Annotated in this window: 33 protein-coding genes and 2 pseudogenes; 12 read left to right on the top strand and 23 right to left on the bottom strand. The window is 67.8% G+C overall.

Going from position 1 to position 23686, the window contains the following annotated elements; translation table 11 throughout:
- Positions 1–54 precede the first annotated feature (54 nt).
- Positions 55–420, bottom strand: a pseudogene (locus ACYVK3_RS16000) (VOC family protein); the annotation flags it as partial.
- 75 nt (positions 421–495) lie between these two features.
- On the opposite strand from ACYVK3_RS16000, the gene ACYVK3_RS16005 reads away from it, so the two are divergent.
- Both ACYVK3_RS16005 and ACYVK3_RS16010 read left to right on the top strand, forming a co-directional pair.
- Positions 496–1536 (top strand): protein kinase family protein, encoded by a 1041-nt coding sequence (locus ACYVK3_RS16005; protein ID WP_460498337.1) that lies wholly within the window; start codon positions 496–498, stop codon positions 1534–1536.
- A 15-nt stretch (positions 1537–1551) separates the two neighbouring features.
- A complete protein-coding gene (locus ACYVK3_RS16010; RefSeq protein WP_460498338.1) occupies positions 1552–1722 on the top strand; it encodes a hypothetical protein in 171 nt (56 codons plus the stop codon).
- 78 nt (positions 1723–1800) lie between these two features.
- Here the strand turns inward: ACYVK3_RS16010 and ACYVK3_RS16015 are convergent, their stop codons facing one another.
- Positions 1801–2253 (bottom strand): winged helix-turn-helix transcriptional regulator, encoded by a 453-nt coding sequence (locus tag ACYVK3_RS16015; RefSeq protein ID WP_460498339.1) that lies wholly within the window; start codon positions 2251–2253, stop codon positions 1801–1803.
- Positions 2254–2372: 119 nt separating this feature from the next.
- Between ACYVK3_RS16015 and ACYVK3_RS16020 the strand changes: the two genes are divergently transcribed.
- Positions 2373–3734, top strand: a complete 1362-nt coding sequence (locus tag ACYVK3_RS16020) for an MFS transporter (protein WP_460498340.1) — start codon at positions 2373–2375, stop codon at positions 3732–3734.
- Here the strand turns inward: ACYVK3_RS16020 and ACYVK3_RS16025 are convergent.
- The 6 genes from ACYVK3_RS16025 to ACYVK3_RS16050 all read right to left on the bottom strand — a co-directional run bounded on the left by ACYVK3_RS16025 (position 3722) and on the right by ACYVK3_RS16050 (position 6775).
- Positions 3722–4132: a hypothetical protein gene (locus ACYVK3_RS16025; RefSeq protein WP_460498341.1), complete on the bottom strand. Its 411-nt coding sequence runs from the start codon at positions 4130–4132 to the stop codon at positions 3722–3724. The genes ACYVK3_RS16020 and ACYVK3_RS16025 overlap by 13 nt on opposite strands.
- Positions 4133–4300: 168 nt before the next feature.
- Positions 4301–4534, bottom strand: a complete 234-nt coding sequence (locus ACYVK3_RS16030; protein ID WP_460498342.1) for a hypothetical protein — start codon at positions 4532–4534, stop codon at positions 4301–4303.
- Positions 4535–5308 carry a hypothetical protein gene (locus ACYVK3_RS16035; RefSeq protein WP_460498343.1) on the bottom strand — a complete coding sequence of 258 codons (774 nt, stop codon included), beginning with the start codon at positions 5306–5308 and terminating at the stop codon, positions 4535–4537.
- A 10-nt stretch (positions 5309–5318) separates the two neighbouring features.
- Complete coding sequence (locus ACYVK3_RS16040) at positions 5319–6020, bottom strand: WXG100 family type VII secretion target (protein WP_460498344.1); 702 nt, start codon at positions 6018–6020, stop codon at positions 5319–5321.
- A gap of 9 nt (positions 6021–6029) precedes the next feature.
- Complete coding sequence (locus ACYVK3_RS16045; RefSeq protein ID WP_460498345.1) at positions 6030–6350, bottom strand: type VII secretion target; 321 nt, start codon at positions 6348–6350, stop codon at positions 6030–6032.
- The gene (locus ACYVK3_RS16050) at positions 6350–6775 is read right to left on the bottom strand and encodes a YbaB/EbfC family nucleoid-associated protein (protein ID WP_460498346.1); all 426 of its coding nucleotides are present in this window, start codon (positions 6773–6775) and stop codon (positions 6350–6352) included. The genes ACYVK3_RS16045 and ACYVK3_RS16050 overlap by 1 nt, the downstream gene beginning before the upstream one ends.
- Before the next feature lie 209 nt (positions 6776–6984).
- Here ACYVK3_RS16050 and ACYVK3_RS16055 point away from each other — a divergent pair, with 209 nt between their 5' ends.
- From ACYVK3_RS16055 to ACYVK3_RS16070, 4 genes are all read left to right on the top strand, one after another.
- Positions 6985–8043 (top strand): hypothetical protein, encoded by a 1059-nt coding sequence (locus ACYVK3_RS16055; protein WP_460498347.1) that lies wholly within the window; start codon positions 6985–6987, stop codon positions 8041–8043.
- A gap of 8 nt (positions 8044–8051) precedes the next feature.
- Positions 8052–8834, top strand: coding sequence for a hypothetical protein (locus ACYVK3_RS16060; protein ID WP_460498348.1), 783 nt, complete (start codon positions 8052–8054; stop codon positions 8832–8834).
- A gap of 9 nt (positions 8835–8843) precedes the next feature.
- On the top strand, positions 8844–9857 hold the full coding sequence (locus ACYVK3_RS16065) for a hypothetical protein (RefSeq protein WP_460498349.1): 1014 nt from the start codon (positions 8844–8846) through the stop codon (positions 9855–9857).
- A gap of 211 nt (positions 9858–10068) precedes the next feature.
- Entirely contained in the window at positions 10069–10542 is a 474-nt protein-coding gene (locus ACYVK3_RS16070; protein ID WP_460498350.1) for a GNAT family N-acetyltransferase, read from the top strand.
- Between the two features lie 267 nt (positions 10543–10809).
- On the opposite strand, the gene ACYVK3_RS16075 is transcribed toward ACYVK3_RS16070, so the two are convergent.
- A complete protein-coding gene (locus tag ACYVK3_RS16075) occupies positions 10810–11175 on the bottom strand; it encodes a GNAT family N-acetyltransferase (protein ID WP_460498510.1) in 366 nt (121 codons plus the stop codon).
- A 75-nt stretch (positions 11176–11250) separates the two neighbouring features.
- Positions 11251–11814 (bottom strand): annotated as a pseudogene (locus tag ACYVK3_RS16080) (NADAR family protein); the annotation flags it as partial.
- A gap of 70 nt (positions 11815–11884) precedes the next feature.
- On the opposite strand from ACYVK3_RS16080, the gene ACYVK3_RS16085 reads away from it, so the two are divergent.
- The gene (locus ACYVK3_RS16085) at positions 11885–12523 is read left to right on the top strand and encodes a hypothetical protein (RefSeq protein WP_460498351.1); all 639 of its coding nucleotides are present in this window, start codon (positions 11885–11887) and stop codon (positions 12521–12523) included.
- Between the two features lie 247 nt (positions 12524–12770).
- Positions 12771–13145, top strand: a complete 375-nt coding sequence (locus ACYVK3_RS16090; protein ID WP_460498352.1) for an Rv3235 family protein — start codon at positions 12771–12773, stop codon at positions 13143–13145.
- A 37-nt stretch (positions 13146–13182) separates the two neighbouring features.
- Here the strand turns inward: ACYVK3_RS16090 and ACYVK3_RS16095 are convergent, their stop codons facing one another.
- Genes ACYVK3_RS16095 through ACYVK3_RS16105 form a run of 3 tightly spaced genes read right to left on the bottom strand, consistent with a single transcriptional unit; the run spans position 13183 to position 15145 of the window.
- The gene (locus ACYVK3_RS16095; RefSeq protein ID WP_460498353.1) at positions 13183–13860 is read right to left on the bottom strand and encodes an SGNH hydrolase domain-containing protein; all 678 of its coding nucleotides are present in this window, start codon (positions 13858–13860) and stop codon (positions 13183–13185) included.
- Entirely contained in the window at positions 13847–14749 is a 903-nt protein-coding gene (locus ACYVK3_RS16100; RefSeq protein WP_460498354.1) for an acyltransferase family protein, read from the bottom strand. Before ACYVK3_RS16100 ends, ACYVK3_RS16095 begins: the two co-directional genes overlap by 14 nt.
- 57 nt (positions 14750–14806) lie before the next feature.
- Positions 14807–15145 (bottom strand): hypothetical protein, encoded by a 339-nt coding sequence (locus ACYVK3_RS16105; protein ID WP_460498355.1) that lies wholly within the window; start codon positions 15143–15145, stop codon positions 14807–14809.
- 159 nt (positions 15146–15304) lie between these two features.
- Here ACYVK3_RS16105 and ACYVK3_RS16110 point away from each other — a divergent pair, with 159 nt between their 5' ends.
- Positions 15305–16231 carry a nuclease-related domain-containing protein gene (locus ACYVK3_RS16110; protein ID WP_460498356.1) on the top strand — a complete coding sequence of 309 codons (927 nt, stop codon included), beginning with the start codon at positions 15305–15307 and terminating at the stop codon, positions 16229–16231.
- An 837-nt stretch (positions 16232–17068) separates the two neighbouring features.
- On the opposite strand, the gene ACYVK3_RS16115 is transcribed toward ACYVK3_RS16110, so the two are convergent.
- The 3 genes from ACYVK3_RS16115 to ACYVK3_RS16125 form a co-directional block, all read right to left on the bottom strand.
- On the bottom strand, positions 17069–17242 hold the full coding sequence (locus ACYVK3_RS16115) for a hypothetical protein (RefSeq protein WP_460498357.1): 174 nt from the start codon (positions 17240–17242) through the stop codon (positions 17069–17071).
- Positions 17243–17439: 197 nt separating this feature from the next.
- Positions 17440–17595: a hypothetical protein gene (locus tag ACYVK3_RS16120; protein WP_460498358.1), complete on the bottom strand. Its 156-nt coding sequence runs from the start codon at positions 17593–17595 to the stop codon at positions 17440–17442.
- Positions 17592–17876, bottom strand: a complete 285-nt coding sequence (locus ACYVK3_RS16125) for a hypothetical protein (RefSeq protein ID WP_460498359.1) — start codon at positions 17874–17876, stop codon at positions 17592–17594. Before ACYVK3_RS16125 ends, ACYVK3_RS16120 begins: the two co-directional genes overlap by 4 nt.
- A gap of 200 nt (positions 17877–18076) precedes the next feature.
- On the opposite strand from ACYVK3_RS16125, the gene ACYVK3_RS16130 reads away from it, so the two are divergent.
- A complete protein-coding gene (locus ACYVK3_RS16130; RefSeq protein WP_460498360.1) occupies positions 18077–19273 on the top strand; it encodes a helix-turn-helix domain-containing protein in 1197 nt (398 codons plus the stop codon).
- Between the two features lie 8 nt (positions 19274–19281).
- The gene (locus ACYVK3_RS16135) at positions 19282–19767 is read left to right on the top strand and encodes a hypothetical protein (RefSeq protein WP_460498361.1); all 486 of its coding nucleotides are present in this window, start codon (positions 19282–19284) and stop codon (positions 19765–19767) included.
- Between the two features lie 6 nt (positions 19768–19773).
- Here ACYVK3_RS16135 and ACYVK3_RS16140 read toward each other — a convergent pair whose 3' ends face one another.
- From ACYVK3_RS16140 to ACYVK3_RS16170, 7 genes are all read right to left on the bottom strand, one after another.
- Positions 19774–20283: a terminase gpP N-terminus-related DNA-binding protein gene (locus ACYVK3_RS16140; protein WP_460498362.1), complete on the bottom strand. Its 510-nt coding sequence runs from the start codon at positions 20281–20283 to the stop codon at positions 19774–19776.
- A gap of 307 nt (positions 20284–20590) precedes the next feature.
- On the bottom strand, positions 20591–20932 hold the full coding sequence (locus ACYVK3_RS16145; RefSeq protein WP_460498363.1) for a hypothetical protein: 342 nt from the start codon (positions 20930–20932) through the stop codon (positions 20591–20593).
- A 1-nt stretch (position 20933) separates the two neighbouring features.
- Positions 20934–21158 (bottom strand): Acb2/Tad1 domain-containing protein, encoded by a 225-nt coding sequence (locus ACYVK3_RS16150; RefSeq protein WP_460498364.1) that lies wholly within the window; start codon positions 21156–21158, stop codon positions 20934–20936.
- 281 nt (positions 21159–21439) lie between these two features.
- Positions 21440–21802 (bottom strand): hypothetical protein, encoded by a 363-nt coding sequence (locus ACYVK3_RS16155; protein WP_460498365.1) that lies wholly within the window; start codon positions 21800–21802, stop codon positions 21440–21442.
- On the bottom strand, positions 21802–22659 hold the full coding sequence (locus ACYVK3_RS16160; RefSeq protein ID WP_460498366.1) for an N-acetylmuramoyl-L-alanine amidase: 858 nt from the start codon (positions 22657–22659) through the stop codon (positions 21802–21804). Before ACYVK3_RS16160 ends, ACYVK3_RS16155 begins: the two co-directional genes overlap by 1 nt.
- 64 nt (positions 22660–22723) lie before the next feature.
- Positions 22724–23152 carry a hypothetical protein gene (locus ACYVK3_RS16165; protein ID WP_460498367.1) on the bottom strand — a complete coding sequence of 143 codons (429 nt, stop codon included), beginning with the start codon at positions 23150–23152 and terminating at the stop codon, positions 22724–22726.
- A gap of 9 nt (positions 23153–23161) precedes the next feature.
- A complete protein-coding gene (locus ACYVK3_RS16170) occupies positions 23162–23686 on the bottom strand; it encodes a hypothetical protein (RefSeq protein ID WP_460498368.1) in 525 nt (174 codons plus the stop codon).

A 23686-nucleotide genomic window follows, 5' to 3' on the forward strand; every position in this document is an offset into this window, starting at 1 on the left:
CGCGCAGGCAGGTCTGCCGGACTGTTCGCGTACGAGCGGGCGTAAGGAGTCCATCAGGCAGAACTCGTTGCCCTCGGGGTCGGCCATCACGACCCACTCGGGCTCTCGCCCCACCACTGAAGCGCCCAGTGACAGCAGGCGCTCCAATTCGCCTTCGCCCGCGACGACATCCAGGTGCATGCGGTTCTTCGTGACCTTCGGTTCGGGCACGAGTTGGAAGAATATGGAGGGCGCCCCGTGGGGCCCTTCGACCAGCACCGCCGGATCGTCCTCGGGATCGAACACCCCCTGAGCGCGGAGCCGATCCAGCTCCTCCTGGTCGTACGGCGCAACGGCATAGCCGTCCAAAACCGCTGCCCAGAAACGCGCCAGTGAAGCGGGGTGCCGACAGTCGACGACGATGTCACGCAAGCGAGCCATGAGCGGACCCTACGGCCGCGCCCGACCCGCCGCAACCCGGTTGCGCACGGACACGTCTCCGGTTAGCTTCGGCGGGTGACGCAGACGCCCGAAGCCGAGCTCCCGCACTCCGCCGCGCCAGCAGATCTCGATGCGCTGACCGGCCTCTACCAGCTCGGCGACATCCACGAGATCCGCTACCTGCCCGACGGCAGAATGAACCGGAACTGGCGCATCGACTGCACCCGCGGTCACTTCGCGCTGAAGCATCTCACCGATCAGGACACGGTCCTGGTACGCCGCAACCTCGGACTGCTCGATCGCATTGCCGCCGCCGGTGTACCGATTGCCGGCCCCGTCGCCGCCACCACTGGCGAGCTGCTTCCCGAGGTCGGCGGCCGCCACTACTACCTGTGCGAATGGGTCGACGGCAGCCACCTCGGGCCGGAGATGACACTCGCGCAGGCAGCGCACATGGGCGCCGTGATCGGCCACGTCCACCGGGCCCTCGCCGATCCCGCCCTCGGCCTCCCCGTACCCCAGCCCAGGACCGCCGACGTCACCCACCCTGATGCCGCGCTGGCGGAGACCGAGCGGTTCCTCCAGCTCGCCGCTGGCCGCCCCGAAACCGATGACTTCGACCGCGCCGCCGTCCCGGTCCTGCGCCGCCGTCTCGGCCTCATCACCGCCCATGCGCACCTCCGCCCCGAGACGTCCGTCGTCGCAGGGCCGCAAGGGTGGACGCACGGCGACTGCCAAGACTGGAATCTGATCTGGACGGATGGCCGCATCGGTGCGGTGATCGACTGGGACCGCGTTCGTGTCCGTCCGTACGCCGAAGAGCTGGTACGGGCCGCGACCTGGCAGTTCTATGGGCCAGACGGCCGTATCGACCTCACCAGGGTCGCGGCGTTGCTGTCCGGGTATCGCTCGGTGTGCCGGATCGACCGCGAGGCGCTGGCCGATGCCGCACGCCGCCGCTGGTGGAAGATGCTGTCCCACTGCTGGCACTTGGACTTCCACTACGACCGCGGCGACCGCTCCTGCGACGACCTCTTCTTCAGCGACGAACGCATGGTCACCTGGTGGACGGCGAATCGGGAAGCCGTGGAAGCGACGTTCGCGACGCCCTGCTAGGCGGTCGAGGCGCTGGTGGCCCCGGACCTCTCGCGTCGGGAGGCCGTGGCCGCCCACCTGCACGAGCGCGCCGGGAACCGCACCGAGGCGGCACGCCTGAACGCGGCCGCGGCCCGGACCGCACTCAGCACGGCCGAACGGACCCATCTGCCCAAACAGGCCGCCCGGCTCGACCAGGCCCAATGAGTCATTCCCAGCACGTTGCCTGCCGCCGTCGGTGATGGTTGTGCAGGGGCGAAGGGGTGGCTTCGGGCGCGGTCTTGTTCAGTCGACTTTTCGAACGTGGAATGCCGCGGCTGTCAGCGGTCGGCCGTCCTGGCCGAGGGGGCGGAGTTCTGGTAGTTCCCGTCCTTGGCCGTCGACGAGCGTGGAGTGTGCCTCGTCGGGGGCGAAGGCATGCCGCTCACCCCATTGGCGGAGGGCGACGACTGCGGTGAAGAGGTCCTGCCCGGCTTCGGTGAGCCGGTAGGCGCGGCTCCGACCGTCGGCGGCGGCGCTTTTGTCGAGGATGCCGTGCTCAACGAGTTTCCGGAGCCGGTCGGTGAGGATGTTGCGGGCGATCCCCAGCCGCTGCCGGAAGTCGGTGAAGGTCGTCGCCCCGTCCATCGCGTCGCGGATGATCAGCAGGCTCCACCGGTCTCCGATGAGGTCGACGGTCCGTGCGACCGGGCATGCAGGATCGGTCCAGGCGCTTCCGGCGGTGAGTGTGACGTCCACTGGCCCTCCCCAAGTTGAGTTTCAATCTGAAACCATTATGCCTTATGCTCAGATGAGTTGCATTTTGAAACCAGCTGGAGGGTGATGTGGACTCGGGATTGAGCGGTAGGCAACGGTTGGTGTTGGCATTCGTCTGCGCGGTGGCAGTGTCGGCGATCTACGCGATCCAGCCGATCCTCGAAGGCGCCGGCGACGCACTGGGAATGGGCGCGAGCACGCTGGGGTGGCTGGTCGCCGCCGGACAGATCGGATATCTCGCCGGGCTGGTGCTGCTCGTCCCGCTCGGTGACATGTTCAGCAGGCCCCGGCTCATCACGGCGCACCTGCTGCTCGTAGCGCTCGGGACGGTGGTGACCGCCCTCGCGCCCAATAGCGGCGTCGCGATCACGGGACTGGCCCTGGCCGGGCTGTTCGCCGTGGTCGTTCAGATCACGGTCGCCTACGTCGCCGCCGCCTCCCCGCCCGAGGAGCGGGGCCGCAACATCGGAGCGGTCACCTCGGGCGTGGTCATCGGGATCCTCGGCGTCCGGGTCGTCGCGGGCGCACTTGCCGAACTGAGCGACTGGCGCGCGATCTACCTCCTGCTCACCGGCCTCTGCATGGCACTCGCGCTCGCGGTGTGGTTCCTCTTCGGAGCCGACCGCGACCGAACCCGAGTTCGATACGGACAGCTGGTGGTGTCCCTGGGTCGCCTTGTCGCCGGCGACCGGCTCTTGCTCAGCCGCGGAGTGGTCGCGTTCTTCGTCTTCGCCTCCTTCGGCACGCTCTGGAGCGGCCTGGCTCTCCCGCTCACCGGGGCGCCGTGGCACCTCGACACCGGTCAAATCGGCCTGTTCGGACTCGCCGGTCTGGCCGGGGCGCTCGGAGCGGGGCGGGCCGGCCGCTGGGCCGATCGGGGCCTGGCGCTCTCGGTCACCGTCTGGTCGCTGGCGCTGCTCACGGCTTCTTGGCTGCTCATCGCTCAAGTCGAATCCTCGCTGTGGCTGCTGGTCGTCGGCATCATCGCCCTGGACTTCGCCGTGCAAGCCGTTCATGTCAGCAACCAGCACCTGCTCACCACCGCCCACCCCGACCAGAGCAGTAGCGTCATCGGCGCCTACATGGCCTACTACTCCCTGGGCTCCGCGCTCGGCGCGATCACCACCGCCTGGGCCTACAGCACCGCGGGATGGCCGGGCGTGAGCCTGCTCGGCCTGGCCTACGCCGCGACCGGGCTCCTCACCGCCATCGTGACGAACCGCTTTGCCGCTCGAAACAGGGCGCTTCCAAGGCAGTGGATGCCAATGCCAGGTCGTGGGACGCTAGGGCACACGAGTCAGTCAAGACCATGTTCTGAAGAGGCCTTGCCGCCGAGAGCCCAATGTGATCGCCATACTTTTCAGCCAGCTTCGACACGTACGTGTCGTACTCAGCGACCCGCATGCGAAAGGCCTGAACCAGGAAGCACGGCCACGCCATTCGAGTGCGATCAGGCTACATAGTTGTAATGCTCAGGCCACCGTCCTGAACGGCGTCTTGCTCGGTGCACCACGTGGAATGCGCGCAGTTCGATTCCGGAGGGCTCGGTTCCATCGGCGGACTTACCGGTATCCTTCCGCAACGTGATCTGGCCTTCCAGCTCGTCCGGTCCGGAACCGTAGCCGTAGGTCACCGTGTCCGCCTCTTCGGAGAGCTTCTTGATGAAAAGTTGAATCGCCATATCGGGCAGGATAACGAATGAGTGCTGAACCGGTCGCTTCTCAATGCCACGGCGGAATGCGGACACGCCGGTTCGGCGGTCCGCGCCATCGAGGTCGCCTTCCTCCCCACCTCGCGGGTCACCACGGTATGGGTCCGTGCCGCCAACCAGCCGACGCACCTGCACTTTGTAATCCGCCACTTGCATATTAGCGCCGTCTATTCGTCGAGCTGGGAGGTGAAGTCTCTAAAGGACACGGCGAGTCGTTGTCGGACTCCTCGTAGGCTTCGACCGCGGCTCGGATACTCTCGGCGGCCTGAACAAGTACCAAAGGCTACCTTGCCGAGGCCCTGCGTTCGCAACCCAGGTTCACGCAGCATAGGTGTAGTGATGAGGCCAAGTACCGGTTCTTCGCATCTTGAACGGTACGAATCCGGCTACGATTCGTGCGCGATCAGAGTCGTCGGACTTGTTCACAGCCTCCCCGGAGTCGCGATCGAAATCGACAGTTCCCTCAATATGCTCACGATCTTCGCCGTACCCGTAAGTGATCGTACTTTCCGTCTCGGCCAGTTTCACGATGAGAAATGACGTCCGTGCCATCTAGGGTCTCCTTGGATTCGTGTAGTCAAGGGGTTCGTATGGAGCGCTATCCCTGTCGAAGGTCGCCTCCCAGTTTGACACTTCGTTGGCAGCGTCGTGGGCTTCTGAGTATACGGCGTCGGGATTGTTCTGCCAGTATTTGGCTTCGGCAATTTCATGTTCGAGAAGCGCGATGTCAGATTCGGTCGGCCTATTTTCTTGCATGCGAATCCATGCAGCCGCAATTTCGGGATCCGCGTCGAATCGCTTGAAATCTACCTGTCCTTCATCGTACTTATCGTCAATCGGATGCTCATTGCGCATGACATTGTCCTTCATGAGCGCAATTTCCTCAGGACTGAATCCTGTGGTACCGTCCTGCCTCGGAGTGTCGGCCAAGTTCAGCGCAATGAGGTCCACGTCTTCATCGCCATTGTTTCGCCAGTGGTCGTAGGCGTCCTCCGCCCACTCCCAATCTTGCGTCTCAGAACGGGGTCTCGTAGTGCCGCCAGTATATGCGGTATCGGGATTGTCGGGGTTCGAGTTCTCGGAGCTGCTCGTCGCGCGCCCTTGGTCGAATTCGGCTTGGACCGCTTCCTGGGCGCTTCCGGTGCCCTGGCCGGCGTTGATGTTGCCGTGGCTTTGCGACGGCCGGCCCGAGCCGGTGCCGTCGCCTCCGTCGCCTCCGTCGCGGGGGCGGTTGCTCGGGCCGTCGCCGCCGCCACTGCCGCCGCCGGATCGGCGCAGGGCGAACGCGACGCCGAGGACGAGGAAGAGTTTCAAGGTTCGTCTCATGCTGGCGGCCTTAGTCGTTGAGAAGCTTGCTGAGCGCTTCGATGCTCGTGAGCAGGGAGGTGACGAGCTGCAAGATGATGCCGGACCACTTGACCACCGCGCCGACGATCTGCGCGGCGATCGCCGGGATCGTCACCACGAAGATCGCCTCGACGGCCCACACCACCACGTGCGCCACGAGATCGGCGATCAGGTCGCGCACGAGGTCGCGGGTCATCTGCACCAGCGCCCCGGCGCCTTCGGTGGCCGCCCCGATCGCCGACGCCACCGCGCCGAGACCGCCGATGCCCTCGACGTTGTGCCCCATCATGTTGTAGTACGCGTCCGAGGCCGCGCCGGACCATTCGTCGATATCGCCGTTGACCATCGTCCCAAGGTCGGTGGACATCGCGAACAGCTCGTCGGCCATGTTGAACCAGGTCTGGGCGTGCGACATCACCACGTCCGGTTTGCCGGTCAGCCAGTCGAGCATCTCGCGCAGCGGCTCGAAGTACTCCATGGCCCAACCGAGCCCGTTGGCGAGCAGCGCCGAGAACGGGTCCATGGCGCTGCCGACGACCTCGAGCCCGAGCCCGACACCGGCCAGCGTGCCCTGGACCCAGCTGCCGCTGTCAATGGCCATGACCAGGCCCTCAATGCCGTCCGCGAGCCCGGCGCCGGTCCACGGCCGCCGGGTCGACTCCACATCGGCGACCAGAGAACTGTCAGACATTGCCGCCGCCTATCCGTCGAGTCGGGAGGTGAAGTCGTCGAATTCCAGCGCCGAGTCGTTGTCGGACGCTTCGTAGGCGTCGGCCGCGGCGCGGATGCTCTCGGCGGCGAGGGCGATGTTCTCCTCGACGAAGTCGACCAGTCCGTCCTGGCGCACGTGCCGCTCCTCCAGGATTCCGGCGATCCAGCCGCAGAGCTGGCCGTACGCCTCGTCGTCCTGCATGATGTGCGAACTGGCGCTCCTGATCGCCTCGAACCGTGCCCGGAACTGCTCCAGATTGCTCGCGTGGGCCCGCAACTGCTCGGGATCGACGATGTACCCGCCCGCCATCAGCGCCCGTCCCCCTGCTCCGGGTCCGGGCCGAACTGCCGCTTCAGGCCTCGCATCAATGCCTGGCCGGCCGGTGACTCCTCGCCGACCGTCGCCTCCACGACCTCCCGCGAACGCTCGGCGAGTTTCACCTTCGCGGCCTGGATCGCCAGCAGCACCGCTCGGGCCGACTCCTCCTCGGGCACCCGCCTGACCCTCGTGCTGAAGACGAGGTCCACGAGGCTTCCCGTGTGGTCCACGGTCGCTTCGGCGAGCTCCTCGGGGTCGGTGGCGGTGGCCCGCAGGGTCTGCACCTGCGCGGCGAGCGACTGGGTGTCGGCCGCCATCTTGTCGGTGCGATCCTTCCAGTTCGCGAGCCGCGCTCGCGCGGAAGCGGGATCGATCGCCGGGAAATCCATCAGACGCTCCAAAGTCTTGCTCGTCATCGTGGCCATCCGCGATCGCAGCGGGAGGCAGGTGCTCCGATCTGGCGGATCTCCTCAGTGGGGTGGATCGGCGACACTGCCGAAAGTGTGAGGTGCAGTCATGTTACAGGGCAGCTGCTCTCGGTGCGATATCCCGTTACATGACACCCGAAGAGTGAAAGTTGGGGATTCTGCACACTTGAGGGTTGACGTCTGGCCATAGTGCATGCATGGCCGTACCAGAGTCCTCGCACCTGACGCGACGGACGGTGCTGACCGGCGCGGCGGCTGTGCTCGCCGCCGGGATCACCGCCGCTCCGCCGCGGCCCCGCGCGCACGGTCGCGCCTCGACGATCCGCTCCGCCGCCTCCCGAGGAGGCGAACTCCTGGCGCTCACCGCCGACGAGGAGCCGGATGGCTTCTACGACATCCGGCACCTGAACGTCGGAGACGACCAGCGGGCCGTCCTCGGTGAGCGCGCCGGTATCGGCCTGCCCGTCGGCTTCCACCCGCATTCGATGGCGGCACGCGGCGAGACGCTCTGGGTCACCGGCGCGGTCGACGAACTCGTCAAGACCGTCACCGTCGACAATCGCCTCGATGCCCTGCCCGATCGCCTCCGGGCCCTGGTGGACCCCGACGACGCCGACCCCGCCCTGCCCGACGATCTCGTGGACATCGAGATCCACCGAGCCAGGCCGGCGCTCCTGCGCATCTCGGGCGGCCGGTCGAGCTATGCGGAACTGCCGGTTCCCGAGCTCGTTCAGTCCGGTGTCGCCTCCGGAATAGCCCTGCACGGCGAGCGCGGCATCGCCGTCGCGGTGGAAGGCTCCTCCGACCCCGAATTCGCGATCGTCAACCGCAGCCACCTCCTGCTCAGCTCCGACGACGGCCGCACCTGGCGGGACCACCCGGTCGCCGAGGCCCTCGGCGAGGGCTACGGGACCGTCCTCACCGCCGCGGGCGGTCGCCTCCTCGCCGTGACCGGCGACGCCGACGGCAACCAGACCCTCCACAGCACCCGGCCCGGCACCACGCCCGAACTCGTCGCCGCCCGCAGCGGCGCCGGACGTCCCATGGCCGCGATCCCCACCACCGAAGGCGACGTCAGCGTCTACAGCGACGTCGACGGCCAGGTGAGCGAGTCCCGATTCACCGCCGACGGCCGCGCCCTCGAGTCCGCGGGCACCGCCTGCGGCTGCGCCGGCGAGGTCATCGCCGTCCAAGGGCGCGCCGGCGCCTGGCTCGAAGCCGACGGCGACGCGGTCCGGGCACGAGGAGTCAGTTAGGAGGAGCGATGGCATTCCCCAGCGCCAGCAAGGCGTTCGCCTCATCGAAGTGCGCTATGGCCGACATCACCCGTGACTATCTGTCCAGCAGGGACTGGAAGATGCGGTATCGCGTCAAGCTCAACAAGGACGGATACGGCGTCCACCCGTCGGTCACGTCCTTCACGATGCACGAGGAGATTCACACCCAGGCCGGGAAGCTCGCACGGGCGCTGGATGAACTCGGCCAGTCCTATCCGCCCGACGACGATGAGCCGTGGTCCTATCGTTGGACCGGCGTGGCCGGAGCGAAGGTCTGCAAGGCCGGCTACCACCGCTACGGCGCCGCGATCGACTTCACGAAGTTCAACTGGGGCCCCGGTCAGTTCGTGGACCTTGCCGTGCACGGCAAGGACTCCCGGCGCCGAATGCGCCGCCGCTACCTCGCGGCCGTCGCGATGTGCCGCAAATACTTCGGCACCGTCCTCCACGTGCACAACGATCCCGACGGCAGCCACTGGAACCACATCCACGCCGACCGCGGCCGCCAGGCGGTCGCCTTCGACTGGGACTACGGCACCGACGTCACCATCATCCAGTGGGCCGCCCGGGATCTCGCCGGAATGACCGAGATGGCCGTCGACGGCGACTGGGGGCCGCAGACCAAGGAGGGCTTCGAGCGGCTCCGCGCGAAGTTCAAGGCCGGCGACGTCATCCCGACGGCCTCGGCCGTCCAGGGCCGCGTCTGGCTGGATCTCATAGGCAGGCACTGCATGGCCGACAAGGACGCCGGCACGTTCACAGTTGATTGAGGAGACGACATGGCCGATCGCAGACGCGGCATCCGCATCGCCGCGGGCGGGCTGGCGTTGGCCGCCGGCATGACCGCCTGCGGCGCGGAGGTGGCGAACAACGCGACCGACGAGGAGCAGCAGGGCGTGCTCTACGGCGTCGGCGACGACCACCGGTTGTGGCGCTGGGAGACCGGCGCCGACGAGGCCGAACCGGTGTTCGACCTGAGCGGCGTCTGGGAGCACGAGGGTGACGTCGGCACGGTGCTGACCGCGTCGCTGAGCATCGCCCCGGACCAGAGCCACGCCGCCTGGATCGCCGGAGGCGGCCCCGAGGCCGAACTCCAGATCGGCGAGCTCGCATCGGGGGAGGTGAGCGGCACCGTCCCGTACCCGGTGGATCACGCCTGCCTCGATCCCGCCTGGGCTCCTGACGGGGCTTCGCTGTCCGTGCACCGCGCCGACATCTGGGGCGGCGAGAGACAAGGCGACGCGATGCCCACGTTCGCCGAGGCGTGGGGGCCGACCGAGTGGTACTCGCCCGACGGCGAGCGGCGGCGGACCCAGATCGATCTCGGCGAGGGCTGCCGCCTGCGCTGGTATGCCGCCGACGGTGAGACCGAGGGGATCTATCACGACCTCGCGGTGAGCGAGCTGTACCGGGTGGACGAGACCGGCGAACGGATCGAGACGATCGGACTCGACGGCCTCAGCGGTATCGACCCCCAGGTCACCGGTCTGGTCGACGTCGACCCGACCGGGAGGTACGTGTGCCTGGCCGACGGCTACGCGGAGCACGAGACCTACGAGGGCGGCTTCACGATCCGCCCGCAGTCGGGGACCAAGGTGCTCGATCTGGACACCGGCGAATCGGTCGGTGCGGACGGCGCGGGTTGCGACTCCATGGCGGTGGACGGGTACCTGTCGCGAGACGACACGGCGGTCGAGTTCCTCGATTACGACGGCGAATCCCGGTGGACGGCGGAGCTGCCGACGGAGCTCGCGAACGCGCCGAACCTGTTCTACTTCGCCGAGGCGCCGTGAGCCGAGGACCCGCGATCCGCGATGGCTCGCGGGTCCTCGCCGCCTGACGGTTGTCCCGGAAAGTGATTGGCGCTGATCATCGCCTGTTCGATAGGGTCGGCCACGAACCCCCGGAGGCAACCATGAACCCACGGTGTCTCGTCGCCTTCTTCGGTGGCGGATCGCGCTTCGAAGGCGGCCGATTGATCGAACGCCTCGCGGAGCGAGCGGCATGACGGCCATCGGCCTGCGGCCGGCCACCTCCGCAGACGGCGACTACTGCTTCGAGCTGCACAAAGCCGCCATGGGCGCATACGTCACGGCCATCTGGGGCTGGGACGAGGAACTCCAGCGCGACTACCATGCCCGCGCGTTCACCCCGGGTCGATGGCAGATCATCACCGTCGACGGCATGAACGCCGGCATGCTCGCTGTCGAGCACCGGGACACGGAGATCTACCTGGGTCGGATCTCAATCCACCCCGACTACCAGGGGCGCGGCATCGGCAGCCGGCTCATCGCCGACCTCATGCGCCAAGCCCGCGAACAAGGCCGCGACCTCGTCTTGGACGTCCTCGTCGTCAACCAGCGGGCCCAGGCCCTCTACCGTCGACTGGGCCTGCACGAAGTCGCACGTCACGGCGAGAACGACATCAAGATCAGGATGTCCACCACGCCTCCTCATCCTGATCCGATACACGGTTGAACGACTGATCGACCTTCGATCACGCCGACCTGGTTCACCCAAGACCAACTTCCGGGGCCTAGGGCCGCTGCTCGATATGGCCGAGAACCGGTCAGGTATTGCGATACGCGGACCACCGCGGAGGCGACCGAAAGACACGGCGATGGCAAGCGTGTCGATCAGGAGCATCGTGCCCGAATGCCCGAAGATGTGGAGGAGTGCCCAAGGCGGCGCCGCCGGCCCACCGGCCACGGCGCCGCCGTCCCGAAGGCCGCGTTCGCCGGCTCCTCAGGCGCTCCAGCGGAAGTGAACGTCGGGCAGGTGCTCTTCGTTGTCACCGCCGTCGCCCCGCCCGACCACCGAGAACCGGTGCCGCTCGTAGAAGCGCTTGGCGGCCTCGTTCTGCTCGAACACCCGCAGATGCAGCTCTTCGGGGCGCTGCTGCATCGACCGGTGCAGCAGCGCGGAACCGATGCCCGCGCCCTGATGCGTCGGATCGACGTAGAGGTGGTCGAGCCACGAATCGCGCAGTGCCGCGAAGCCGACGACCTCGCCGTCCAACTCGGCGACCCAGACCTCGTGCTCGGCGAGCACCACGTGCTCGATCCAGGCGCGGGTCTGCTCGTCGGAGTGCAAACGCGGCAGGTACGCCATCGTGGCCCTGGCTGCCAAGAAGACCTCACCGATCCTCGCCGCGTCGCCGCCAACGGCGCGCCGGAGCGTCGGCGCGCCCCCCGACAGCAGGTCGCGGGCGGTCATGAGCGCGAAGCCGAGCAGGTTCAGCCCGCGCCACGAGGCCGGCGAATCGACGCGGTAATCGTCCTTGCGCAGACCGATGCCCCAGATCCGGTCGACCGGGCTGGCCTCGACCAGCACGCGGTCCCCCGTCGCGAGCAGATACGCCTTCAAATCGGGCCACTGTCCGAATTTGGCCACATTGCCGCGCACGACGATGTCGAAGCGGTGCTCCTTCCAGGCCGCCTCGTCGAAGCCGCGGACCTGGCGTCCGAGGCGTTTCGCCTCGCCGGGGTGGCTCACCTGCAAGATCCTCTCGGCAGTGGCGCTGTCCCCGAACAGCCATGCCTTGTGCGCCATCATGTAGTGCTCCGCTGAGGCGAAGAGGCGGCCGTCGTCGCTGAAGTCCGATATCCACCACTGGCTGAGGCAACCGGGCCCCAGACCGTCGCTGTCCGGCTCCTCACCCCAGAAGTGGAGGAATCGGAGCGGGCGGCCCGCGCTCTCGGCGGCAAGGGCCTCGTCCAGCGTGCGGGGAAGGCGAATCGGATCGGTCACCGCTTCAGCCTGGCACAGCCCGATCGCACACCACAACGCCGATTGGTACGGGTGGCCTACTGTGCAGCTCATGGCGGACACGAGCAGGTTCGACCTGAAGAAGGACTCCAGGTCGATGCTGGAGCGTGAGTTCTTGGAGCACGGCGAGCGGCTCTACGAGTGGGTCCCGGTATGGCATCGGCTGCCGGTACTCGAGGGCATACCGAAACCACGCCGCACCGTCAGCGAGGCTGCGGCGGCCCTCCCGCGCGCCATCGGCCGCCTTCTGATGCGGACGGTGGGCATCGTCGTCGTCATCATCGTCGTCTTCATGGCGGAGAGCGGCGATGTCGGCAGCGGCGTGGGCAGGAGTCCGTCGATCGTGGCCCGGGGCCAGGGCGAACGTTCGCAGGTCGCTCGAGCCATCGCTCCGGCATTGCGCCGCAAGGGCGTCTGGGTGCTCACCGACCGGCGTCTCGCGTTCGTGGAGGTCCGCGGACGGGTCTGGGGCGAGTGGATCAGCAGCGAGCCGGGGAAGAACGCCTCCGCCGAGCGGTACCCATCGGTCGAAGCGGCGGTCCTCGTCGAGATCCCGGCCGAGCAGTTCGTATTCGAGCCACGCATCGAGCGCACCCGGAAGCGTCGCATCACGGGCCGTCGGAAGCACGTCGGCTACTACCGCCGCGTCGTCTTCCCGGACGGCTCCCGCATCGACTTCCGCAAGCGTTGAAGCGACGCGCCTTGTGGTTTTTCTGATTTTTGTAGGGATTCGTCAGCGGCCCCGACTAACGCCCGAGCACATGTTCCATACGGTCGGCGGAGCCTGTGCCGCGACGTTCCAATGTCTACAGTTGTCGGACGTCGACAGGCGCCCTCCATGTAGCGGTGTGATTGACGCTACTGATAGTCATCAGTAAGTTACTCGATCGTAGGGCGGATCGCGCCGCCCGTCCAATCAGTAGTCAGAGGAGTCGGCTGTGAAGTGTCCGAAACAGAACGAGGCAACAGCTCCGCGCATCTCCCCGCGTCAGGCGGCGGGGTTCTCCTGTTACTTCCTGAACGTCCTGGCCGGGCGCAGCCCCGCCTACCAAGTCGAGCGCTACGCCACGCCGCAGGGCTGGGCCGCGTTCTGCCGGGTGCGCCGGCAGGTCCCGACGAGGCTCCACGAGACGAGGATCCGTCGCATGTCCTGCCCGACCGAGCGCATCGCCGAATTCGTCGTCATGATCAGCGACGGGCGGACACGTCGAGCCATGACGCTCACGTTCCGACTGCTGTCGGAGGGCTGGCGCCTTGACGACTGCGCCGTCCTCGACGCCGCGCGGCCACGCCGGGCGAGGACCGGCGCGTGAGGGGCCGAGCCGGGGACGCTGGCCGTCCCCGGCTCACTCACCAGGCTGCCAGCTCCCTGACCTCCTGCTCGACGTACGGCGCGAGGGTGGCCGCGTAGGTGGCGGTCATGTGGGAGTTGTCGCGGAACGTCAGAATATTGCCGATGACGGCCGGGCACACACCGCCGGGACAGACGTACTCGACGAGGTCCGCGAAGCGTACGTTCGACGGCAGGTCGGCGTACCCCGAGGTCGGATCGTCGGGCGACCGGCTCACGCTCACCGGCGTGGAGCACGCCTCGACCCCATGCCGCTCAACGCATTCGGGAAGACTCCCGCCCAGCCTTGGCAGGTCGCGCAGCGCCATGACCTGGACGCCCCAGGCCTCGAGCGTCCGCCAACGGTCGGCGAAGCCCTCGTAGATCCGCTCGCCCTCTTTGAAGGCGCGCGAGGCGAGCGTGACCACCAGATCCGGGCGGATCTGGTCGAGGATCTCGACCACGTCCTCGTTCCAGTCGATGCACGACTGGTTCAGCTCTCCCTCACTCGTGCGCGGCGTGTCCGTGCTGAACTGGCAGGCGGATTTGGTGATCGAGACCAGCCGCCACCCGGCCGACTCCGCCGCTCCGTGGAAGGCAGGGAACCAATGCGCGATGCGCGAGCCGCCGACCAAGGCGACCGTGCGCTCGGCGTCCTCGTCGCCGTAGACGCACGTGGTCGCCTCACTGCCGTCCATGCCGGCATCGCAACCGTCGGCGTACAGGTCCGGCGCCGGGATAGGACTCGGGGTCGGCGCCGGCCTCGGCGAGCTCCGAGGCCAGCGCCTCCTGCCGTTGGAGGTTCATGTGCTGCGTGGCGAACGTCACCGCGAAGGCCGCCGCCGTCGCCACCGTCGACCGGCCCGCAGGCGCGACAGCGCCGCGACCCGGTCCTCGACCGCCCACGTCGTGACCGCGGCGAGCGCGAGCGAGGCGGCCAGGACGTAGCAACCGCCGCGCAGCGTCGCGGTGTCGTGCCCAGAGACCTGGAGATAGCAGACCAGCACCGGCCAGTGCCACAGGTAGAGCGCGTACGACCATTTGCCGAGCCGCATCACCGGTTTCCACCTCAGCAGGCGGTCGACGGCGAACCGGCTGCCGGTGGTGCCGGCCAGGATCACGCACATCGCGGCGCCCAAGGGCCACAGCGCGATGTAGCCGGGGAACATCGTCGAGACGTCGAGACGTCGAGACGTCGAGCAGCGCGCCGCAGCCGAACAGTGCGGCGAGACCGAACCAGCCCAGCGGCACCCGCACGGCCTTCGGCAGCCGCAAGTGGGGCAGGGCGAGCGCGAACATGCCGCCGAGCGCGAGCTCCCAAAGGCGGGCGCCGGTGTCGAAATAGGCCCAGATCTGGCGGTGCTCGGTCGTGACGATCGAATAGGTCAGCGAGACTGCGAAGACCATCGCGCAGCAGAGGAACACCGACTCCCGGAGCCGGATCGCCCTGCTGCGGGCCAGCAGCGCGGCGAACGCCACCAACGCCGGCCACACCAGGTAGAACTGGCCCCGGATCGACAGCGACCAGAAATGCTGGAGCGCGCTCGGTGCCTCATGGCGCGTCAGATAGTCGACCGACTTGGCCACGAGCGCCCAGTTCTCGAAGTAGAGCAGCGAGGAGACCGTCTCATTGAAGACGGCGGGTCACCGCGACGGGGGCAGCCACAGGTACGAGGCGGCGAGGATGCCGGCCATCGTCACGGCGGCGCTCGGCAGGAGCCGCCGCGCCAGACGCGACAGGAAGTGCGTGGGGCGCACGCTCCCGTGCCGTTCGATCGACCGAGTGAGCGACATGGTGATGAAGAAGCCGGCCAGGAACAAGAACACGTCCACGCCGCCGGAGACGCGGTTGAACCAGATGTGGTACACGGCCGCCAAGAGCACCGCCACCGCGCGCAGGCCTTCGACCTCGGGACGGAAGTCCGAGACCCTGGCGGAGGAAGCGGTGGGCCGCACGGCGCTGGAAGTGTCGCCTATTGACATGGACGAAGCCGCTTGGGGACGGACGGCAGGGGCATCTGCGCATCGTTAGTGAGCATTCCGCACACGCCCCGAACGCGCACTTGCCTGAACGTGACTGCCGCATGAACCGGCGATGAACCCGCCTCGCACGAGCGGGACACCGACGGCGCGACTTGGAGGATGCCGATTCGGCCCTTCGGCTTTACCCTGAACGCCGGGGGCGTTCTCCGAGGTTGGAGTCTGGAAATGAGAATCGAAGTGCTTTCCGACCATGTCGGCGAGCAGCATGCGCGGCTCGCCCGGGAGATCGCCGACAACACCGCGCGGCTCGCGCAGCACCACGAGGGGCTCAAGCAAGCCACACGTGAGCTTCGGGCGACTCGGCGGCGCAAGGGACTGCTGAAGCGGATCTTCCGCATCCGTACCGCCGAAGAGCGCGAGGCGCAGAGGGCCGTCGAGGACGTTCGCCACTCGATCGCCCAATCCCGTCAACGCCACCAGGACCTTGAACAGCGCCGTTTGCGGACCGCGGGGGGACTGAGGGGAGAAGACGCCCTCCGGTCGAGGCTGTCGCGGTTGAGCGACGAATGGACCTACCTGGCGGGATACAAGAACGGTGCCGGGGAGAGCGACGCGATCCTCATCGGCCCGCGGAGCGTCTGGGCGGTCGAGGTGAAGTCCCACCGCGCGCACCTGCACGTGAACGGCGACGAATGGTGGTTCGAGAAGTACGACCGGTACGGCAACGTGGTGGAGACGAAGCGTGCGGTCGACGGTTCGGGGCGCAACTGGGGCCGGCAGGCCTCCGAGCCGGCCGGCAGGCTCGAGTCATGGCTCGACCGCAACGGGTTCCGTCTCCAGATCCGCACCGCCGTCGTCCTGACCAACCCTCGGGCGAGCCTGGGCCAGATCCGAAATCAGCAGGTCGATCTCATCACTTGCGATCCGTTTGCGATGGTGCACAGCAAACGCTTCGCCGGCCCCGCTCTGTCCGAGTCCGACCGAGACGCGATCGCGAAGCTCGTTCAGAGGGACCACCGGCATCACCGGGATCGCCGTTCCGAACGCCGCCCGAGGCGGCGGAGAAGCCCGGGGAAGGCCTCATGAGCGCGAGTCCGCGAGCAGGGAAGTGCACGTCTCGGTTCGCGCGCTCAACACCTGCGGCAGCCATCGAAAGGCAGGGGCCGCGCATTGAACCGTGCAACCCTCCGAACATCCTTTGATGTCCTCCTCTGAAGTACCGAGACTTCAGTATGTGGATTTCACGCTCATTCTGGCTGCCCGGTCCGCGTGGTGAAGATGTCGGCGGCGGTCATGGTCCAGGTGCACAGGAAGCGCAAGGCGTCTCTCCAGTCGCTGAACGGGTGGTCGGCGAGATCGCGTTCGGAGGTGCTGAGGAACGCCGCCTGTTCGCGCCGTTGGTCAGGGGATTATGAGAAAAGCCAGCGGGAGGTCTACCCGCTGGCTTCGGCAACGTCTTCCAACGCTGCGTGTTCGAATGACGAACTGGTGGCGCGCCCCGAGGGATTCGAACCCCCAACCTTCTGATCTGGAAGGGCGTCTCCGGCACCTGTGGAGACTCCTCGCTATGGCCATCTGACCTGGGAATTTATTCCCGCACTTTCCCGCGTATTCCCGCGCTTTCTTGGGCTCATCCGTTCTGGATCCGTTCTGCCAGTGCGGCCACTATGGACGTATGCGGGGGGAGGGGCGGGCCTGAACGAGGCTCGGGCGGTGCCGCGTCAGCACCGCCCGAGCTGAGGCCCGCCGGGACTTCCGAGGCAGGCCTCCCCGGTGAGAATCGCACCGGGCTTGGAAGCACCCGGCCGCTCGGGTGGGACCGTTGCGGCCGGGGCCCTCCGACGCCGTAGCGCCGGAGTTTATTGCACGGATATCGATGTATCCATGGGATCGCTGCCAGTAACGACACGATCGAGTGACCCATTAGAGCGGCGAGTGACCGTCGAACGCGACGATGGCGGCGCCGGCGACGATGGCCAGCGCGAGCACGATCTTCCGGAGTAGGAATCGGCCGGTGATGGTGTAGAACAGCAACAGCAGGATGACGACGATGGCGGCGGCGAGGAACGATGCCGGGTTGGTGTGGACTTGGATCATGAGCGCTTTCCGTTGAGGAATTCGTGTGGCCAGGCCGGTCATGGTGGTGATGGTGCAACCGGCCGGGCCAGCCGCCCGTTACCGAAGCGGGCAGCCCCGCGGGATCGCGCGGGCATTTTGGGGGTCCGGCCCCGTCCCCACCACGGGGCCGGACGTGTGGGCCGCCGCAGCGCCAGCCAGCGAGCGCGGCCCGTGGGTCAGCCCTCCCGGGTCCGCCGCCGACGAGGCGGGCGGAGGCATTCGGTCTGGCGGGCGAGAGCACGGCAGGCGTACCAGCCGAGCGGCCGACGTGGGTACTCCGGAGGCGGATCGACGTCCCACGTCCCGGCGTTGGGAAAGAGGAGGTCGGTCATGGCTGTTCCTTGAGCCACCGTGTGATCGCGCTGATGATCTTCGAGTCCCAGAAGTTGCGCTTGTACTGCTCGATCGCGTCCATGCCGTCGCTGTTCCAGCAGGGCAGGCTCGGGGTGCCGTCCCCGTACTCGACATCGGCGACGTGGAGGCGTCCACTGCGACGCACGATCACCACGATCGCCTGGCCGTCGCCGAGATCCTCCAGGCGCATCCACCCCTGAACCCAGGACTCGATGAGTTGCCCCGATGGAGCGTCGGCCTCTACGCTTGGTGTGGTCATCAGAGCCCCAATCTCTGTTGGCTGAACGGGCCGCCACTCGAACCGAGCTGGCGGCCCGTCGTTCGTCTGCCCGAGACACCACCGAGTGGGTCAGCAGGTCGGCGGTGTGCTTCCGGCGCTTACCTCTGTAGTGTGGGACGGAGCACGCCACGATCTCTACATCTGGAGTGATCCCGTTTGATCCCGTCGGGAGTGGACCGATGACGAGCGCCGACGATCGCCGTACCTTTGGCCGCGTCGTCCGGTCGCTACGCGAGCGCGCCGGGCGGACCCGCCCCGAATTCGCCCGCGCCTGCAACACCGCCGAGTCGCACCTGCGGAACATCGAGAACGGCCACAAGTCGCCGGGGACGGTGCTCCTGCGCGACCTCGAGCAACAGCTCGGGACGCACGGGCTCCTCGGTGACCTCGCGACATGTGGAGAGAACGGCGTGCGCCGACGAATCATCCTGCAATCCCTCGCGCTCATGGGCGCGTCCATACCCGACGACGCGACCGCCTCCGGCACGCTCGGGTCCCCTCAACTCGAAGTCGTCCGGTCGATGACCACGGCACTGCGCGGACTCGACAGTAGCCACGGCGGCGCGCACGCCAACCACTCGATCGTCGCCTACCTCCAGAACGTTGCGCTCCCGATGCTCAACCAGCCGCTCCACACCCGCGTCCGCGCCGGCCTGCTCTCCTCGGTCGCCGAGCTCGCGCTCCTGGCCGGCTGGTCCGCGTTCGACGCTGGAGTCCAAGGCTCCGCGCGCGCGTACTTCGGCCAGGCCCTGGAGCTCGCCAACGACGCCGCGAACGCGCCCCTGGCGTGCGAGACCATCATTGCTACCTCGAACCAGTCCGCGATCATCGGTGATGCCACGGCCGCGGTCGAATCCGGTGAGGCCGCGCTCGCCGCCGCCACGGAGATCGGTGACCACGCGCTCATCGGCGAGGCCCGCATGGCGCTCGCCCACGGCCAGGCGCTCACCGGTGACGCGACCGTCGTCGCACGGCTCATCACCCAGGCGCAACAGGACCTGGACCGCGCCGACCGCCCCGACGGCCCCGAATGGATTCAGCATGTCGGCCACGCCTGGCTCGACGGCCGGATCGCCCAATGCCTCCACCTTGTCGGCGACCGCCCGAACGCTGCTGCCGCCGCCGAGCAGACCGCCGCGAACGCCCGCCCGCTCCCCAGGGGCAACGTCTTGAACTTGGGTCATACCGCGCTGGTCATGTTCGCTGCCGGGCGCCCCGAGGAGGCCGCCGCATACGCTGGCCGTGCCCTGGAGTCGGCGGCCCTGGTGCAGTCGGCCAGGGTCGAGGAGTACATGATGCGCCTGGAGGTCGCCGCCGCGCCGTACCGCTCGGTCGAAGCGGTCGCCGAGCTCCACGACGCACTCGCATCGAGATAGGAGCAGCTGTGCCCAGGATCGGGATCACCGGACACATGAACCTCACACCCGCGACCGTGGAACTCGTGCGCGAGTCGCTGAAGCGCGAGCTCGAGACGTACGCCCCGGAGCGGCTTGTGGGCGTCTCCTGCCTCGCCGAGGGCGCCGACTCGATCTTTGCCCAGGCCGTCCTCGACGCCGGCGGGCGACTCGAAGCGCTCCTGCCCGCGCCGGACTACCGCGACACGCGCGTCTCCGAGGCGCATCTGCCGGTGTTCGATGCGCTCGTCGAGCAGGCGCATACCACCCGCTATGTCGCCGAGGCGTCCTCGATGCAGGCATACGACCAGGCCAACGCCGAGATGCTCGAGTCGGTGGACCGCATGATCGCGGTGTGGGACGGCCAGCCGTCGCCGGAATGGAAAACCGGCGGCACCGCCGACGCCGTCGCGGAAGCGATCGACCGCGGGGTGACGGTGACGATCATCTGGCCCGAAGGCGCCGAGCGCAGCTGAGCCCGCTCACGGCTGATCCTGCGGGCCGACTGCTTCCAAGAGACGTTCGGCCGCTTCGACGCTGATGCCGAGCTTCCGGGCGATGGCCGCCGGCGTACGGGGCACATGCTTTACGCGCGGTGTCGGCGACTTCTTCGGGTTCCGATTCGATTTCCGAACGCCACGCAGGCCGTGCTCCAACGGACGCTGGCCGCAGCGCCGGAGCCCACGTTTCAGTCCCAAGTCATTCGCCCACTCATGCACAGTGGCGCGCGAGATACCCAGCGCCTCGGCGATGTCGACCACTCTGTATCGGTCCGTCAACGGCCACATTTCCCGGAGGCGCCTCTCGAGTTCCGGTGTCCGCCGCTTCCGCTTCACCAGCGCGAGGGCCTCCCCGAGTTCAGGGTCACGGCGGCCGCGTTGGTACAACGTGTCGACCGTGACGCCGAGGGACGCAGCGATATCGGCGGGTTTACGGCCCTCGCTAGCGAGCTTGATCGCGTGGGCATTCTCGGCCGCGGTCTTAGATCGCACATCAACCTCCGGGAAGCTCGGGCATGAACCCAGTGTCGCCGACACTTCACACGAAGATCCATCACCCGAATGGGTGACCGGACACGACGAAAGGCCCCGCCTCCCGGAGGAGACGAGGCCTTTGCTGTGTCTGGCGCGGGCCGTCGCCCTTTTCACAGCCGAGGTCGAGCCCGTCGTCACGGGCACTCCGCTCGGCCTACACACCGCCTAGGTGACGCCGGAATCGAACCGGCTACGCCGTCCAATTCAGAGTACGGGCGTGAGTTCAGACCGGTCAACACCTATTCGGTGCTGGCGTCGGCGGGTGTCATTTCCGTAGGTCGGTGACGACGTAGACCTCGACCAGTTGGCCGGTGTCCGGGTCGATCATCGCGCGCGGTTCGGCCTCGCTGTAGAGCGGCACCTTGCCGGAGCCGAGCATCTTCTCCGCCTGCGGCCAGCGCTCCGCGATCTTGCGGACGCCCCAGTAGTAGAGGGCCGCGACGATCGCGGTCGCGAGCGAGGCAATCCCGGTCTCGATCTCGGCGTCGAGGTGGAGCCCGTAGCGGGTGCCGAGCCAAGTGAGGACGGCGCCGATGGCGAGCGGGACGTTGGTGCGGATGGAGGCGATGGCCCGGTTGCCCAGGCCGCGCGGTTCGAGCTCGGTCATGTCAGGAATCCTCTCCAGCTCGGGCGAGCGAGGCGTTGCCCCAGAGCATCGCCTCCTCGCAGGCGGTGAGAGCGAGGGACTTCTCGCGGCCCTCGGGAAGCTTCTCGTTGAGGAAGTCGGCCAGGTCGCGGCAGTGCTGCCGGACGCTGGTGTGCGCGTCGCGCTTCTCCTCGGTCGTGGCCGGGTGGAAGGCGAAGCGGTGTTCGATGTCGGCGGGTGACGCCATGAGGTTGCTCCTTGTAGGTTCGGTGGATGGAATCGGAGGGTCGGCCGTCGCCTCGCCGCCGGCACTGGCTCGCGGTGAGCCCGGACCATCCGCCGGCGCTCGGCGCGACCGAGCGGCTCGCGGACGGGACATGGCGGGCACGCCGGGTCGGTCTCGAAGGCGAGTACAGCGACGCCGAGGAGCTGTGCGAGTCGGAAGAGGACGCGATCGCGGCCGTCGAGCGGCTCCTGGAGGGCCTCGGCGAGTTCCGGGCGAGCCCGCACCGGGCGGCCAGCGGCCCCTTACGGGAGGGTGCCGCCAAGGCGGGTCACCTCGGCGGTGAGTGCCGCTTCGCGTTGCTCTGCGGCGTCGAGGCGGTGGCGCATCTGGCTCATCTCGGCGGCGACCTGTTCACCGCGAGCGCGCGACTCGGCCAGCTCGGAGCGGAGCCGCGACACCTCACCACGTGCGGCGGTGAGCTCGGCCCGCAGCTCGTCCAGCAGTTCGCCGTACGCGCCGTAAATCTGTTTGTGTGCCTCCGCGGTGATCTGCCCTACTTGCGCTTTCCGCATGCGGCGGCCCACAATCGCGGTCACGACGGACGCGCCCGCGCCCGACAGCACCGAGGAGCCCGCGACCGCGAGAATCAGCTCCGCGGCATCCACTACGTGACCGGGTTCTCGAATGCGGCGCGCCACGTGACGGGGCCCGGTCGGCCGTCCACGGCCAGTCCCTGGTCGGCCTGGAACGCGCGGGTGAGCTGCTCGTACTCGGGGCCGAACTTGCCGTCGTTGCCGTACTTCGTCAGGTACCGACCGCCCTTGCGGACGTCCCAGCCGCGCTTGCGCAGCTGCTCACCGAACAGCTTGAGCCACTCGGAGTCGGTCTTTCCCTTGAAGCGGCGGCCGTAGTAGCCCGAGACGCTCGTGTTCGGGCCGTTGCGGGGCCCGAAGTAGTGCCCGGTCGGGAGCGGGTAGTCGTAGTGCGGGCCGGGAGCGGCCCGCTTCCCCTTCGACGGCGTCGGCTTCGAGGGAGTGGAGGGCTTCGACGGCTTGTGGCCGGCCAGGTCCGACTTCACCCAGTCGTACAGGTCGCCGCCGGGGCACGCGGTCGAGCCGAGATCGCGGTGGCCGAAGATCGACAGTGACCGGCCCTTGCGGCGCTTCGCTTCCTGGTAGAGCCAGGCGACCGCGTTGAGCGCGGCCTTTGTCGGACGGCGGGAGCGGTAGTCGCCGATGACGCAGACGCCGATCGTGGCGGTGTTGTGGCCGTGGGCGTGCGCGCCGATGCCGAGCCAGCCGCGCCCCTCGTAGATCTTCCCGTGCTTGTCGACGAGGAAGTTGTAGCCCACATCGGACCAGCCGTTGGAGTCCATGTGGTATCGCTGGATCTCCTTGACGGTCTGGTCGTCGTCGGCGCCGGAGTGGTGGGCGACGAAGCCAGTGCGTCGTCCCCAGTTCGTCTGGTGGACGGTGGACTTCGGAGAGCGGGCGCGCCACTGTGAGCGCGAGATGATCTGCATGATGAGCTCCTTTCGGGGGCACGGCGAGACGCCGGCCGGGCCGGTGATGGATGGTGGGGCGGGTCTAGCCGCCGATCTGCGTTTCGAGCTGGGCAACGCGGGCCTTGAGTGCCTCGAGCGCGCCCAGCGTTGCGTAGGTGGCCAGCGGGGGCGGACTGATCGCTGGAGGCAGCCACGACAGCTGCAGCTCGGACGCGCCCGAGGGGACGTGGACGTCATAGGTGTCGGACCATGTGGGGGTCGCGACCGTGACTGTGAGGGTCCGGCCCGATGGCGTGATCCCCGCGGCGTCCGTCGCCGGCACTACCACCGTTGCTTTACCGTTCACGAGGTCGGCCGAGTATGAGCCAGGCGAGAGGATGAGGTGGGATTGCTCGTCGTACAGCGCCCAGTGGTTGGTGAACGTGACAGCCCCGGCGCTCGCGGGGTCGCCGGTGGCGTCACGGATGTCGCAGTGGATGGTCCTCGTCGCGATGGTCGCAGGCAGCGGCATGTGGTCCTCCTAGAACAGGTCGACTGGTTCGGCGATCAGGTAGCTCCCGGGCGCGACGTAGTTCTCGTCTGAGCTGAACGTCTGCTGGGCCCAGGCCAGCCCGATCTCGCCGCCGGCGGGGAGGGTCACGATCGAGTGCTCCATGACCGCGGTCCACACCTGGTTCGTGAATACCTCGGACCCGTACTGGACAGCGGTCGTCAAAAAGTGGGCGCCCATGCGCGCCAACGTGTCGTCAGGGTCTGATTGGGCTGAGACCGTGCCGCGTGCGTACCGGAGCGTCGTCGTCGTGACTCCGGATGGGAAAAACCACCTCGTGCGGATCCCCGTCCCGGCGCCCGTGGGCCGCTCGATGACGATGTAGATCGTGATCGCCCACTGCCCCGTGGGGAGGGTCACGCGCAGTTCCCCGTCCGGGACCATCGTCGTAGTGGAATCCCGCGGTTCGCGGATCTGCTTGATCACCGCACGGGGCAAGAACGCGTTCAACTGCCGGGCGGTGAGGTACTGCTCGGGAGCCCAGTGGCTAGTCAC

It is taken from the genome of Glycomyces tarimensis, from assembly GCF_054776215.1.

Coding starts and splice junctions, on each gene's coding strand:
- ACYVK3_RS16030 (WP_460498342.1), bottom strand. CDS start 4,534: ATGGCACGGACGTCATTTCTCATCGTGAAACTGGCCGAGACGGAAAGT.
- ACYVK3_RS16035 (WP_460498343.1), bottom strand. CDS start 5,308: ATGAGACGAACCTTGAAACTCTTCCTCGTCCTCGGCGTCGCGTTCGCC.
- ACYVK3_RS16040 (WP_460498344.1), bottom strand. CDS start 6,020: ATGTCTGACAGTTCTCTGGTCGCCGATGTGGAGTCGACCCGGCGGCCG.
- ACYVK3_RS16045 (WP_460498345.1), bottom strand. CDS start 6,350: ATGGCGGGCGGGTACATCGTCGATCCCGAGCAGTTGCGGGCCCACGCG.
- ACYVK3_RS16050 (WP_460498346.1), bottom strand. CDS start 6,775: ATGACGAGCAAGACTTTGGAGCGTCTGATGGATTTCCCGGCGATCGAT.
- ACYVK3_RS16055 (WP_460498347.1), top strand. CDS start 6,985: ATGGCCGTACCAGAGTCCTCGCACCTGACGCGACGGACGGTGCTGACC.
- ACYVK3_RS16060 (WP_460498348.1), top strand. CDS start 8,052: ATGGCATTCCCCAGCGCCAGCAAGGCGTTCGCCTCATCGAAGTGCGCT.
- ACYVK3_RS16065 (WP_460498349.1), top strand. CDS start 8,844: ATGGCCGATCGCAGACGCGGCATCCGCATCGCCGCGGGCGGGCTGGCG.
- ACYVK3_RS16070 (WP_460498350.1), top strand. CDS start 10,069: ATGACGGCCATCGGCCTGCGGCCGGCCACCTCCGCAGACGGCGACTAC.
- ACYVK3_RS16075 (WP_460498510.1), bottom strand. CDS start 11,175: ATGGCGTACCTGCCGCGTTTGCACTCCGACGAGCAGACCCGCGCCTGG.
- ACYVK3_RS16085 (WP_460498351.1), top strand. CDS start 11,885: ATGGCGGACACGAGCAGGTTCGACCTGAAGAAGGACTCCAGGTCGATG.
- ACYVK3_RS16095 (WP_460498353.1), bottom strand. CDS start 13,860: ATGGACGGCAGTGAGGCGACCACGTGCGTCTACGGCGACGAGGACGCC.
- ACYVK3_RS16105 (WP_460498355.1), bottom strand. CDS start 15,145: ATGTCAATAGGCGACACTTCCAGCGCCGTGCGGCCCACCGCTTCCTCC.
- ACYVK3_RS16110 (WP_460498356.1), top strand. CDS start 15,305: ATGCCGATTCGGCCCTTCGGCTTTACCCTGAACGCCGGGGGCGTTCTC.
- ACYVK3_RS16115 (WP_460498357.1), bottom strand. CDS start 17,242: ATGATCCAAGTCCACACCAACCCGGCATCGTTCCTCGCCGCCGCCATC.
- ACYVK3_RS16120 (WP_460498358.1), bottom strand. CDS start 17,595: ATGACCGACCTCCTCTTTCCCAACGCCGGGACGTGGGACGTCGATCCG.
- ACYVK3_RS16125 (WP_460498359.1), bottom strand. CDS start 17,876: ATGACCACACCAAGCGTAGAGGCCGACGCTCCATCGGGGCAACTCATC.
- ACYVK3_RS16130 (WP_460498360.1), top strand. CDS start 18,077: ATGACGAGCGCCGACGATCGCCGTACCTTTGGCCGCGTCGTCCGGTCG.
- ACYVK3_RS16145 (WP_460498363.1), bottom strand. CDS start 20,932: ATGACCGAGCTCGAACCGCGCGGCCTGGGCAACCGGGCCATCGCCTCC.
- ACYVK3_RS16150 (WP_460498364.1), bottom strand. CDS start 21,158: ATGGCGTCACCCGCCGACATCGAACACCGCTTCGCCTTCCACCCGGCC.
- ACYVK3_RS16160 (WP_460498366.1), bottom strand. CDS start 22,659: ATGCAGATCATCTCGCGCTCACAGTGGCGCGCCCGCTCTCCGAAGTCC.
- ACYVK3_RS16165 (WP_460498367.1), bottom strand. CDS start 23,152: ATGCCGCTGCCTGCGACCATCGCGACGAGGACCATCCACTGCGACATC.